11 protein-coding genes and 1 riboswitch are annotated in these 12481 nt (G+C 35.8%); of the genes, 8 read left to right on the top strand and 3 right to left on the bottom strand.

Going from position 1 to position 12481, the window contains the following annotated elements; translation table 11 throughout:
- Entirely contained in the window at nt 1-948 is a 948-nt protein-coding gene (locus I6U50_RS09090; protein ID WP_198638618.1) for a phosphoribosylaminoimidazolesuccinocarboxamide synthase, read from the bottom strand.
- Nucleotides 949-1002: 54 nt separating this feature from the next.
- Nucleotides 1003-1956: a PhoH family protein gene (locus tag I6U50_RS09085; protein ID WP_193711773.1), complete on the bottom strand. Its 954-nt coding sequence runs from the start codon at nt 1954-1956 to the stop codon at nt 1003-1005.
- Between the two features lie 220 nt (nt 1957-2176).
- On the opposite strand from I6U50_RS09085, the gene I6U50_RS09080 reads away from it, so the two are divergent.
- The 5 genes from I6U50_RS09080 (at nt 2177) to dnaN (ending at nt 7155) form a co-directional block, all read left to right on the top strand.
- Nucleotides 2177-3016 carry an SAM hydrolase/SAM-dependent halogenase family protein gene (locus tag I6U50_RS09080; RefSeq protein WP_198628156.1) on the top strand — a complete coding sequence of 280 codons (840 nt, stop codon included), beginning with the start codon at nt 2177-2179 and terminating at the stop codon, nt 3014-3016.
- On the top strand, nt 3013-3309 hold the full coding sequence (locus I6U50_RS09075) for a putative quinol monooxygenase (RefSeq protein WP_198638617.1): 297 nt from the start codon (nt 3013-3015) through the stop codon (nt 3307-3309). The genes I6U50_RS09080 and I6U50_RS09075 overlap by 4 nt, the downstream gene beginning before the upstream one ends.
- A 116-nt stretch (nt 3310-3425) precedes the next feature.
- Nucleotides 3426-4163 carry a gliding motility-associated ABC transporter permease subunit GldF gene (gene gldF, locus I6U50_RS15930; RefSeq protein WP_232805907.1) on the top strand — a complete coding sequence of 246 codons (738 nt, stop codon included), beginning with the start codon at nt 3426-3428 and terminating at the stop codon, nt 4161-4163.
- A gap of 3 nt (nt 4164-4166) precedes the next feature.
- Nucleotides 4167-5837 (top strand): gliding motility-associated ABC transporter substrate-binding protein GldG, encoded by a 1671-nt coding sequence (gldG, locus tag I6U50_RS09070; RefSeq protein ID WP_317192022.1) that lies wholly within the window; start codon nt 4167-4169, stop codon nt 5835-5837.
- Between the two features lie 199 nt (nt 5838-6036).
- Complete coding sequence (dnaN, locus tag I6U50_RS09065; RefSeq protein ID WP_198628159.1) at nt 6037-7155, top strand: DNA polymerase III subunit beta; 1119 nt, start codon at nt 6037-6039, stop codon at nt 7153-7155.
- Between the two features lie 241 nt (nt 7156-7396).
- On the opposite strand, the gene I6U50_RS09060 is transcribed toward dnaN, so the two are convergent.
- Nucleotides 7397-7735: a DUF4870 domain-containing protein gene (locus I6U50_RS09060; RefSeq protein WP_198638692.1), complete on the bottom strand. Its 339-nt coding sequence runs from the start codon at nt 7733-7735 to the stop codon at nt 7397-7399.
- Nucleotides 7736-8074: 339 nt separating this feature from the next.
- Here I6U50_RS09060 and mnmE point away from each other — a divergent pair, with 339 nt between their 5' ends.
- From mnmE to thiS, 3 genes are all read left to right on the top strand, one after another.
- Complete coding sequence (gene mnmE / locus I6U50_RS09055; protein WP_198638616.1) at nt 8075-9511, top strand: tRNA uridine-5-carboxymethylaminomethyl(34) synthesis GTPase MnmE; 1437 nt, start codon at nt 8075-8077, stop codon at nt 9509-9511.
- A gap of 413 nt (nt 9512-9924) precedes the next feature.
- Nucleotides 9925-11604 carry a S41 family peptidase gene (locus tag I6U50_RS09050; RefSeq protein ID WP_198638615.1) on the top strand — a complete coding sequence of 560 codons (1680 nt, stop codon included), beginning with the start codon at nt 9925-9927 and terminating at the stop codon, nt 11602-11604.
- A gap of 432 nt (nt 11605-12036) precedes the next feature.
- Nucleotides 12037-12136, top strand: a riboswitch (TPP riboswitch).
- Nucleotides 12137-12232: 96 nt separating this feature from the next.
- Nucleotides 12233-12436: a sulfur carrier protein ThiS gene (gene thiS / locus I6U50_RS09045; protein WP_198628162.1), complete on the top strand. Its 204-nt coding sequence runs from the start codon at nt 12233-12235 to the stop codon at nt 12434-12436.
- Nucleotides 12437-12481 lie beyond the last annotated feature (45 nt).

Genomic DNA, 12481 nt, shown 5'->3' with positions numbered 1-12481 from the left:
TTACTTCAAATACTCCAGAACATTATCTTTAATACGCGTTTCAATATTACTGATGTCGCTTTTTACAAAAGCTTCCCCGGTAATTTTTTCATAGAGCTCTATATAACGTTCAGAAACAGACTCGATATACTCATCGCTCATCTCTGGAAGAACCTGGCCTTCTTTTCCCTGGAAGTTATTTTCTATAAGCCATTGTCTCACAAATTCTTTAGATAATTGTTTTTGTGGTTCATTTTTATCCTGGCGTTCTTTATAACCATCGGCATAAAAATAGCGGGAAGAATCCGGGGTATGAATTTCATCTATTAGTACAATTTTTCCCTCAGCATTTTTTCCGAATTCATATTTGGTGTCCACCAATATCAATCCTCTTTTGGCAGCGATTTCGCTTCCACGTTTAAAAAGGTTTAAGGTGTATTCTTCTAAAATTTTATAATCTTCGGGAGAAACAATTCCCTGTTTTAAAATTTCTTCTTTCGAAATATCTTCATCGTGATCGCCCTGTTCGGCTTTGGTGGCGGGCGTAATTATTGGCTCGGGGAATTTATCGTTTTCCTTCATTCCGTTAGGCATTTCTACACCACAAAGCATACGTTTTCCTGCTTTATACTCTCTGGCAGCATGGCCGGCCAGGTAGCCGCGAATAACCATCTCAACTTTAAAAGGTTCACAAGCCTGCCCAATAGCCACGTTAGGGTCTGGGGTTGCCTCCAGCCAATTAGGTACAATGTCTTGTGTTGCCTGCATCATTTTTGTGGCAATTTGGTTAAGGATTTGGCCTTTGTATGGGATGCCCTTTGGCATCACTACATCAAAAGCCGAAAGCCTATCTGTAGCTACAATTACGAGCTTGTTATCTTTTAAGGTGTAAACATCCCTTACTTTACCTTTGTAAACATCGGTTTGCCCCGGAAAATTAAAATCGGTTTTTATAATGGTATTATTCATTAGAATTTATTCTGAATTTTTGGAATTGAATTAAATATAAATTGAAGCATTACTTTAATCGGTATGTTCAATTTCTTTGTAAGCAGAGATGATTTTTTTAACCAGTTTATGGCGAATTACATCTTTATCGTCCAGGTAGATCATTCCTACTCCTTTAACTTCTTTAAGTACAAGAAGAGCTTCTTTTAGACCTGAAATTACCCTGCGTGGCAAATCTATTTGTCCCGGGTCTCCGGTAATCATAAACTTGGCGCTTTTCCCCATACGGGTAAGGAACATTTTCATTTGCGCGTGGGTGGTATTTTGGGCTTCATCTAAAATAACAAAAGCATTATCCAGGGTGCGGCCACGCATAAAGGCGAGCGGTGCAATTTGAATGATGCCTTTTTCTATAAATGAATCCAGTTTTTCATGCGGAATCATATCCCGAAGGGCATCGTATAAGGGCTGCATATACGGATCTAATTTTTCTTTAAGATCTCCGGGAAGAAAACCCAGGTTTTCACCGGCCTCTACGGCGGGACGGGTAAGGATAATTCTTTTTACCTGTTTTTCTTTTAAAGCTTTCACGGCAAGTGCCACCCCGGTGTAGGTTTTCCCGGTACCGGCCGGGCCAATGGCAAATACCATATCGTTTTTACGCATTAGTTCTACCAACTTTCTCTGGTTGGCAGTTTGCGCTTTTACCAATCGGCCGCCAACTCCATGAACCAAAACTTCACCACTTTCTTCTGAAGTTTGATAATCTGAACTTTTCTCACTGGTAAGCACTCTTTCAATTACATTCTCATCAAGTTTATTATACTTTGCAAAATGATCCATAAGCATCGTAATGCGTTCATCAAATTCTTCCAGCATTTCTTCGTCCCCAAAAACTTTAATCCTATTTCCTCTTGCTACAATTTTTAATTTTGGGAAATATTTTTTTAAAAGTTCTATATGTTCATTTCCCTGCCCAAAAAATTCGCGGGGATTAATCTCTGAAAGTTCAATGACAATTTCGTTCAAAAGCTTATGGTTTTAGTTGAAAAGAGATGTTTAAAACATTTTTATTTATACTGGCTCTTTATTTGTTGCTACTAAGTTTTAATGCTAATTTTGACTGCCTAATTTTAAGTTTATTCTCATTGATTTTTTGAATGAAAATTTAATTAAAATTATCTTTGCTTACTATACAAACTTACATAAAATAAGCGCTTACAAGCTAAAAAAATATTAACAATTACCTATGGCAATTATTACTTTAACTACCGATTTTGGAGAGAAAGATTACTTTGTGGGCGCGGTTAAAGGAGCTATTTATAATGAGTTGCCCGATGTGAGGATTGTTGATATTTCACATTCGGTTTCGCCATTTCATATTAGCGAGGCTGCCTATATTATTAAAAATGCCTACAATAGTTTTCCAAAAGGTAGTATTCATATTATTGGGATAGACTCAGAATTTACTCCAGAGAATAAGCATTTAGCGGTATTGTTGGACGATCATTATTTCATTTGTGCCAATAATGGAATTTTATCTTTATTGGCATCAGAAATTAAGCCGGCAAAAATTGTTGAAATTAACATTCATGGGGCTATACAAACAAATTTTCCGGTTTTAGATGTCTTTGTGAGAGTGGCCTGCCATTTGGCCCGCGGTGGGACGCTGGAAGTAATTGGCAAGAATATTAATGATATAAAATATTTAAAGCAGTTTGAACCCATTATAAATTCAGAAAGAAACCAAATTGTTGGGCACGTTTTATATATTGATAACTATGGAAACGTGGTAACCAATATTAATCGTAAGCTTTTTGAAAGCGTTGGAAAAGGAAGAAAGTACCTAATAAGTGCGAGAATGGTTACCTTTCCAAAAATATATGAAACCTATTCAGACTGGATAAACTTTGAAGTTGAAAAGGAAAAAAGGGGAGAAGAAGATGGTAAAAAACTTGCACTCTTTAATTCGGCCGGTTATATAGAATTAGCTATTTATAAAAGTAATCCCTCTACGGTAGGTAGTGCATCTACACTTTTTGGGTTGCAACACCGGGATACGGTAACCATTAATTTTGAAGAGAAATGATACACAGAATAGTGAAAATGGAGTTCGATCCTTCAAAATTACAGGAATTTCTGACTAATTTTGAAGAGAATAAGTCTAAAATAAGAGCATTTGAAGGCTGTAAGAAATTAGAACTATTACAAGATAAACACAATACAAATATCTTTTTTACGTATAGTTATTGGGTAGATGAGCCTTCTTTAGAACATTACCGAAATTCAGAATTATTTAAAGGCGTTTGGGCAAAAACTAAAGTGCTTTTTAATGCAAAACCGGTGGCCTGGAGCACTAAAGTAGTGAAGAGTGAAGAGTAAAAGGCGAGGAGTGAAGTGAGAAGGAGATGTTAATAGAATTTCGATTAAAAAAAGTTTAAAAAAACACACCAAACCAAATATGAAACAAACCGACAACCGATAACCGATAACTGATAATGCTGGCCATACTACATAAGGAAATAAATTCTTTTTTTTCATCTCCCACAGGTTACCTGGTAATAGGGATCTTTTTAGTAGTATGTGGTTTGTTCTTATTTGTTTTTACGGGCGATTATAATATTCTGGATAATGGCTTTGCCGATGTAAAACCTTTTTTTGACCTTGCCCCCTGGATCTTTATTTTTCTTATCCCGGCCATAAGCATGAAAAGCTTTTCTGAAGAAAAACGCCAGGGTACTATGGAGCTGCTTCTAACCCGGCCTATTGATTTTACGCAGCTTATATTAGGGAAATATTTTGGGGCTTTAACATTAGTTATTTTAGCAATTTCACCCAGTATTTTATATGTAATTACCATTCATCAATTAGGTAAACCGGTAGGGAATTTTGACTTTGGGGCCACGCTTGGTTCTTATCTGGGGTTAATTTTTCTTGGCGGCTGTTATACCGCCATTGGGATTTTTGCTTCTTCGCTTTCCCAAAACCAGATCATTGCATTTATTATCTCGGTTTTTTTATGCTTTCTAAGTTATTTTGCTTTTGAAGGGCTGGGTAACTTAGATCTTTTTGGTAGTACCAGCTATGGTGCAGAATATCTGGGTATAAGTTTTCACTACCAAAGTATAAGTAGGGGAGTAATAGACACTAGGGACGTGATCTATTTTTTAAGTTTTATAGTTTTCTTTTTAAAACTTACGCATTTAAGATTAATTGCAATTCAGAATAAATCTTAGGCTGTGAAAAACTATACTATTTATAAAACCTTATTTCTGTGGCTTATTGGCATTGTGGCCATAAATTTTATTGCTGCCAACTTTTTTGAACGTATAGATTTAACTCAAGACCAGCGATACACACTTTCTCCGGCAGCGATGGAAATTGTTTCAGATGCCGATTCTCCTGTTGTTATAGAAGTTTTCCTGGAAGGGAATTTCCCCTCAGAATTTAGGCGACTTCGAAATGAAACCAGGCAAATGCTGGAAGAGTTTTCGGCTTACAATTCAAATATTAAATTCACTTTTATCAATCCTTTAGAAGAAAGCAACGATGCCGAAGCTGTTGCCCAGAAATTTTACCAGCAGGGAATGGCGCCGGCAAGAGTGAGCGTTCAGGAAAATGGTAAAAGCTCTGAAGCTCTGGTTTTTCCCTGGGCGGTGGCCAGGATGGGAGATCAAAAAGTGCAAATTCCATTATTAAAAAATAAACTGGGTGCTACAGAGGAAGAGCGTGTATCCAGCTCGGTACAACAACTGGAGTATGCCTTTGCCAACGCACTTAACAAATTGGTATATCCGCGTAAAAAGAAAATAGCGGTAATGCGAGGCAATGGGGAATTACCAGATGCCCAAATAGCAAGCTTTATAAAAACCTTACAGGATTATTATTTTATGGCGCCGTTTACTTTAGATTCGGTGGCGATAAACCCTCAAAAAACACTGCAACAATTAAGCGAATTCGATTTAATTATTGAAGCAAAACCTACCCAGGCTTTTACCGAGAAAGAAAAATATGTGTTAGATCAATATATGATGCAGGGAGGGAAGTCCCTTTGGTTAACTGAAGCCGTTGCTATGGAAACCGATAGCTTGTTAAACCCTTCGGGCAGGGCTTTTGCCTTACCGCGCGACCTTAATTTAGGCGATTTTTTCTTTTCTTACGGCATTAGGATAAACCCTGTTTTGATCAACGATATTTATTCAGCACCAATTATTTTGGCTTCGGGGCAGGGAAACAATACCCGGTTTAATCCTTACCCATGGTTTTACAGTCCGTTAACCACTTCGCCAAACAACCACCCAATTATCAATAATATTGAAGCGGTTAAATTTGAATATGCCAATCAAATTGATACGCTCCAAAATACTCTTGAAAAAACAGTTTTGCTAAGCAGTTCCCCCCAAACCAAGGTTGAAGGTACGCCCCGTGAAATTAGTCTTGATATGGTGAGTAGGGAGCCTAATCTAGCTGCCTATAAAGATGGTGAGCAACCATTGGCAGTTTTGCTGGAAGGTAATTTTACTTCGGTTTATAAAAACAGGATTAAACCTTTTGAAATTGAAAATCCTTTGCAGGAAAGTGAAGGCACAAAAATGCTGGTAATAGCGGACGGCGATGTTATTAAAAACCAGGTTCAACGTGGTAAACCCCTGGAGCTTGGCTTTGAGCCTTATACGGGAAATACCTATGGCAATAAAGAATTTTTGCTGAATGCGGTTAATTATATGCTTGACGACAACGGACTTATAGATATACGAAGTAAAGAAATAAGTATTGCCTTTCTGGACGATCAAAAAACTTTAGCAGAACGCGAAAAGTGGCAGGTAATCAATATTGTTCTTCCCTTAATTGTTTTGGGATTATTCGCCTTTGGCTTTAATTACTTCCGAAAAAAGAAATATCTGAAATAGCATTTCTGTACTTTACATTTATAGAAATGAAATCGACATATTAACAATTTCAAACCTATTATTTGGTTTAAGTGTTTGTTTTCTAATGTTTTGTGTAATATTTTATTGTTTATGATGTTAATAAAAACTCCCCGTCGCAAGCTTAACTTTTAATCAATTAAAATATATTTGTATTGATTTCTAATTAATCACAAAGCCGATGAAATTTATTGTATCCAGCAGTTATTTGCTGAAACAGCTTCAGATATTGGGTGGGGTTATAAACAACACCAACACCCTTCCAATTTTAGACAATTTTTTATTCGATCTTAAGCAAGATGAGCTTACGGTTTCTGCTTCAGATCTTGAAACTACCATGTCTGCAAAACTTAAGGTAGAATCAGATTCCGAAGGAAAAATAGCAGTTCCTGCTAAATTGCTTTTAGACACGCTAAAAACCTTTCCGGAACAGCCATTAACCTTTGTAGCCGAAGATAATAATACTATTGAATTAAGTTCTAACCACGGTAAATACGCGCTTGCTTATGCCGATGGCGAGGAGTTTCCTAACCCTGTGGAATTGGAAGACCCGAGCAGTACTGTATTAGAAGGAGATATTTTAGCAACCGCTATTAGTAAAACTATTTTTGCTTCAGGTAACGACGATCTTCGTCCGGTAATGAGTGGGGTTTTCTTTCAGTTTACGGGAGAAGGCTTAACTTTTGTAGCTACCGATGCACATAAATTGGTAAAATATCAACGCGAAGATGTTACTGCTTCGCAGGCTTCAGAATTTATAATGCCTAAAAAACCGCTAAATCTTTTAAAAGGAATTTTGGCCGGTAGTGAAAGTGAAGTTCTAATAGAATATAACGATGCCAATGCGAAATTCACTTTTGATGATACGCAACTGGTTTGCCGTTTAATAGACGGGAAATATCCAAATTACGAAGCGGTAATTCCAAAAGAAAACCCGAATAAACTAAGCATAGAACGCAACCAGTTTTTGAGTTCGGTGAGAAGGGTTTCTATTTTCTCTAATAAAACCACACACCAGGTAAGATTAAAAATTGCCGGTGCCGAATTAAATATTTCTGCTGAAGATGTAGATTACAGCAACAAGGCAGAAGAGCGTTTAACCTGTTCTTACCAGGGAGACGATATGCAAATTGGTTTCAACTCTCGTTTCCTTACCGAAATGTTGAACAATTTAACTTCAGATGAAGTACAACTGGAAATGAGTTTGCCAAATCGCGCGGGAATTCTAACGCCTGTAGATGGTTTAGATCCGGGAGAAAAAATTACAATGCTGGTGATGCCGGTAATGCTTAATAATTAGTATTGAGTATATAGTATCGATTATTTATTAAAAAGCAGCCAATTGGCTGCTTTTTTATTGGTATTTTAGAAGGTAAACTGCTCCGAGGTAGTCTACCGAATAGAGCTTCTGGCGAACTTTGAAACCTGTAAGGTTTTTTACCTTAAATGTGTGCAATAAAAATATAGTAAAAAGGCAGCCAAATAGGCTGCCTTTCTGGTTTTCGAAATTATTTATGATGAAGATTTAAATAACGAATCTTCTACTTTATTATTTGAATGCTTAAAGGATAATTGGGAGTTTCTCCATTCCCCACTTTTATGGCATTTAAAATAGGGAGGATGAGCATAATAAGGGCAATGCCAATAAGCCCAATAATGCCAAGCCCGAACAAAAAGATTAGCGGAATACATATTAGGCTGTATATAAACATACTTATTTGAAAGTTAAGAATCATTTTTCCGTGAAAATTCATTCCTAAAACTTTATCTTTTTGTGTAAGCCATAAAATTAAGGGAACAATAAAACCGCCAATTCCTGTAATAAGGTCCAGTAACTGACTTAAATGGGTAATAACAAGCATTTGGTTGTCTTCTCTCATAGCGTTCTCTCGGCTTCCCTCAATAGTGGATGAGGCTGTATTTTGATTCATAACGTATTAATTCAATAAAAATATTTTACAGTAAAGATATCCTATTTTCTTCTAACTTGGAATAGGTTTTAGATTGATTATAATGTACCTTTTATTAATAGACGAGTTCTTAAGTACTTTGTTACATTTTTAAACGATTCAATTTTCCTCCCCTATTATTGAAGAATTTTGATTTTATGTTACGATTTTATTGGCACCGCCAAAGGCTGTAATACCCCGAGGTAGTTTATTTTAGACAACTGCTGACTAAAACCTGCATACTGCAAACTGATTTTTTATCTTTGCAGTATGAAATTAAACGATACCATTGTAGCCCTTGCCACACCTTCAGGTGCCGGGGCTATTGCTATTATTAGGGTTTCCGGTCCCAAAGCATTGAACATTGTTTCTCCACTTTTTAGGGCTAAGAGTAAAAAAAAGCTAAGTGATCAGGCCAGTCATACCTTACATTTGGGGAATTTGATGGATGAGGATCGTACCCTAGATGAAGTGCTGATTTCGGTGTTTCGAGCCCCTAAATCTTATACAGGGGAAGAAACGGTAGAAATCTCCTGTCACGGAAGTCCCTATATTCAGCAGGAAATTATTCAGTTAATGATAAGAAAAGGATGTAGATCGGCCGAAGCCGGTGAATTTACCATGCGTGCTTTTTTAAACGGAAAAATGGATTTAAGCCAGGCTGAAGCGGTAGCCGATTTAATTTCTTCTGAAAACCAGGCTTCCCACCAAATGGCCATGCAACAAATGCGAGGCGGATTTTCGAATGAAATTCATAGGTTACGACAGGAATTACTGGATTTTGCTTCTTTAATTGAGTTAGAATTAGACTTCTCAGAAGAAGATGTAGAGTTTGCAAATAGAGATCAGTTTAAAGAATTGGTTGCCAGAATTCAACAGGTTTTAAAACGTTTAATAGATTCTTTTGCCACCGGGAATGTACTTAAAAATGGAATTCCTGTAGCGATTGTTGGCGAACCAAATGTTGGAAAATCTACATTATTAAATTCCCTCTTAAATGAAGAACGAGCTATCGTTTCTGAAGTAGCCGGGACCACAAGGGATTCTATTGAAGACGAAATGAGTATTGGCGGTGTTGGATTTAGGTTTATTGATACTGCTGGAATACGTGAAACTGAAGATATTGTAGAAAGTATTGGTATTAAGCGAACTTTTGAGAAAATTGGGCAGGCGCAGGTAGTAATGTATTTGTTTGATACGTCTAGATTAGAAGAAATTTCTCAGGAAAAATCTTCTCAGGATAACATTAGTTTATCGAAGTTAATTGTTGAAATCGAAAAAATAAAAAATCAATTTCCTCAGAAACCTTTAATCATTGTTCCTAACAAAATAGACCAGCTTTCTGAAGATGCTTTGTTACGGTTAAAAGAAAGCCTGGGCACTATTTCCGGAACCAGTTTACAGTTATTGTCGGCTAAAACCGGAGTTGGAGTAGAGGAGCTAAAAGAAAAATTACTTGAGTTTGTAAACACAGGAGCTTTGAGAAATAATAATACCATTGTAACCAATAGTCGTCATTACAATGCACTTTTAAAAGCTTTGGAAGAAATCAACAAAGTAGAAGAAGGTCTAAACACCGGTTTATCAGGCGATTTATTGGCCATAGATATTCGCGAAGCTTTGGAATATTTTGGAGAAATCACCGGCCAGGTCACCAATGATGAATTATTGGGAAATATTTTTTCTAATTTCTGTATCGGAAAGTAAATAAGCGATTGTTTTATCTGGTATTTCAAATGCTATTAAAGATTAGTTTACAATACTGAGAAAATGTGCCCAACATCAAATGATTTAATAGGTTGGAGGGATGGTAATGAAATATTTATTTCAAGGATACTTTTATGCAATAATGATGGAATATCCCTGACTCAAGAAGAAATTAAAGTACTTCGGGTTATTTTATCCCAAGAAATATTAGATCCACAAGTTCTTAAAAGGAAATTGTAACCTGCGATCTAACCAGGGAAATAAAGAATCCTGAGTAGAATAGCTTAACGCAACAAACCAATTCTAATTAAAGGTGATTACAGTTTAATATGAGTCTATCCATAAATGTCAAAAATCTTTTAGTTAGTAAACCTTATTGCTATTTTAAAAACTTAGATTGAATTAAAAACATCATGAAGATATTTACACTGTTAGTATTTTTAACCTGTTCCCAATTTTGTTTTTCACAAGCTAAACTTTCTGAAGAAACAAAAACTGAAAAGCTTATTCAGGTATGGGGATTATTAAAATATCATCATCCTGAAGTAAGTAGGGGTGAATTCAATATCAATGCTGAGTTCCTTACGCAGTTAGAAAAAATGAAGAGGATAGATAGTCGCAAGGAATTTAATGCAAAACTCCTGGACTGGGTAGAAGGCTTTGATTCAAGAAAACTAAAGCCGAAAAAGAATTGGAAAAAGAGAGATAGACTCTTTAGTGGAAATGCTGACTTTGATTGGATAGCAAAGTCATATTTTAGTAAAAATTTACAGGCACTTCTGGAGAATATTCAATTCAATAAAAACTATAAAGATCATTATGCATCGGTCCACAGTTTAGCCAGTTTTGTTGAATTTGAGAATGATAAACCACTGGAGGATTTTGATGCAACCAACAAAGCTCACCGGCTACTATTTTTGGCGCACTTCTGGAATGCCATGAAATACTGGAACGTTAATATTTATCTTACTGAAACACCCTGGAATCAAGTGTTACCTGAAATGATCAAGGAATTTAGCAAGGACGGTTCAGGGACCTTTGAGTTGGCTAAAGAGAAACTTTTCAGTAAACTAAACGATTCCCACGCAAATTACTACTCAAGTCATACACTAAAGTCGCTTACTCATTTTCCAAACTTTGGAGGGAGAATAATCAATGATTCCCTTCTAGTCACAAGGATCTTTAATAAAGATTCAATAAAGAGGAATAAAATTTCTGTTGGAGATATTATCTATTCCGTAGAAGGTGTGAAACTCGGGAAGTATTACACTGATAAATTTTCATCAGTTATTAGTGTTTCCAATGAAAACTACCTTAAAAATGAAATTCAAAATAATTATTTACTGGCATCTGATAGAGACTCCATTAAGGTAGGTCTCTTAAAAAAGAATGGAGATAGGGTGAAGCAATATATTCATTTATATGCATTGAAGAATTCGTATGAAAAGTATCGACGAAAGCACCCTGAAAGAACTGAAAACTGGAAAATGTTGAGTGAACAAATTGGTTATATGAATTTGTATGAGATTACCAAAGATGAAGTAGATGTTGCATTTGAGAAATTTGAAGGAACAAAGGGAATTGTTATAGATCTTCGTAATTATCCACAAAATATTTCTACAGGTACTCTTCCGAAGCATTTGTATCCACGTCGAAAGAAATTCGTAAAGGCACTTGCTCCTAATTTGCCGGCGTATGGGAAGCCTGATTATAAATCACCTCTAAGGTGGATTATGAACCCTTTTGCTGCCGGAAAGCGGAATAAAAGTTATTATAAAGGAACAGTTGTTCTGCTTGTAGACAGATCTACTTTAAGTAAAGCAGAATGGATAGGAATGGCAATACAAGCTGCTCCGAATGTTATTACGCTTGGAGAACAAACCGGAGGTGCTGTTCTCAACAGAAATGAACTAATTTTAATGGATGGTACATCCATAGATTTTACTAAAATGACCGCATTTTATCCAGAGGGAATGGAGGTGCAACGTAATGGCTTACAATTGGATCATGAAATTCAAGAAAGTGCCAAAAATTATAATAAAAATCTTTATCTGGAAAAGGCAATAGAAGTAATCGAGCAGTCCTGGAATTGAAAGAAATTGGAGCTTAAAAAAAGCACTTTGAGAGGTTTAAAAAATATACCTTCAGAAAGATAGATAGTACTAGATTTTATGAGATACATAATTTTATATATTTCAGATTTTAATATATGAATAATGTTCAAAATTAATCAGCATTAAATACCTGATAATATTTTTATAAATGTTAAAAATAACATTTGTACCCATTTTACACCTCATCATTCCATAGCCCCAATTTTTTAGGGAATAGGGGACTTATCCTTAGTAATATTTAAAACAGACTTTGTTGATTATAATTAATCGAAAACTTAAAAAGGGATTTAAATACCCTTACTTAATAAAAGATTTGATGAGTTTGCACTAATATTTGGTTTTGAAACTGCAAAATAAACTAAAGCGAGTAAAAGCTTTTATTTCCCCAAAAAAATCCTTTACATTTGAAAACGTAAACTTTAGGGGTGCTAATTGTTAGCAATTGGCTGAGATAAAACCCTTTGAACCTGATCCGGTTAATACCCGCGAAGGGAAAAGTGTTATCTACATATTTTCTATCATGATTCCATTCTGGAGGAATCCTGGTTTGTATTTACTTTTTTTTGGGGAACCTCCCTACAGTTTACAGCTATAAAATATTAAACAAATGATAACTGTAAACGTAAACAACACCGCCCACACCTTTAAATCACCATACAGCCTTCAGGACCTTCTGATAAAGCTTGCTATTTCTGAAAAAGGGATTGCTGTAGCCGTTAATAACCAGATTATTTCTAAGAGCAATTGGAAGCAGCACGAATTAGCCGAAGGTGAAAACATACTTATTATTAGGGCCACTCAGGGAGGATAAATATACCTCGGAAGAGTTTTCCGAAAGTTAAAATATATAACCACT

Source organism: Salegentibacter maritimus (assembly GCF_016236975.1).
Taxonomy (GTDB): Bacteria; Bacteroidota; Bacteroidia; order Flavobacteriales; family Flavobacteriaceae; genus Salegentibacter; species Salegentibacter maritimus.
The sequence above is the reverse complement of the archived record's forward strand: the minus strand, read 5'-3'. Positions and strand labels throughout refer to the sequence as shown.

Bases quoted from the DNA above. Each gene is read 5' to 3' on its own strand.
- I6U50_RS09075 (WP_198638617.1), top strand. From the start codon at position 3,013: ATGATACACAGAATAGTGAAAATGGAGTTCGATCCTTCAAAATTACAG.
- I6U50_RS09060 (WP_198638692.1), bottom strand. From the start codon at position 7,735: ATGAGAGAAGACAACCAAATGCTTGTTATTACCCATTTAAGTCAGTTA.
- I6U50_RS09080 (WP_198628156.1), top strand. From the start codon at position 2,177: ATGGCAATTATTACTTTAACTACCGATTTTGGAGAGAAAGATTACTTT.
- dnaN (WP_198628159.1), top strand. From the start codon at position 6,037: ATGAAATTTATTGTATCCAGCAGTTATTTGCTGAAACAGCTTCAGATA.
- I6U50_RS09050 (WP_198638615.1), top strand. From the start codon at position 9,925: ATGAAGATATTTACACTGTTAGTATTTTTAACCTGTTCCCAATTTTGT.
- thiS (WP_198628162.1), top strand. From the start codon at position 12,233: ATGATAACTGTAAACGTAAACAACACCGCCCACACCTTTAAATCACCA.
- gldF (WP_232805907.1), top strand. From the start codon at position 3,426: ATGCTGGCCATACTACATAAGGAAATAAATTCTTTTTTTTCATCTCCC.
- I6U50_RS09090 (WP_198638618.1), bottom strand. From the start codon at position 948: ATGAATAATACCATTATAAAAACCGATTTTAATTTTCCGGGGCAAACC.
- mnmE (WP_198638616.1), top strand. From the start codon at position 8,075: ATGAAATTAAACGATACCATTGTAGCCCTTGCCACACCTTCAGGTGCC.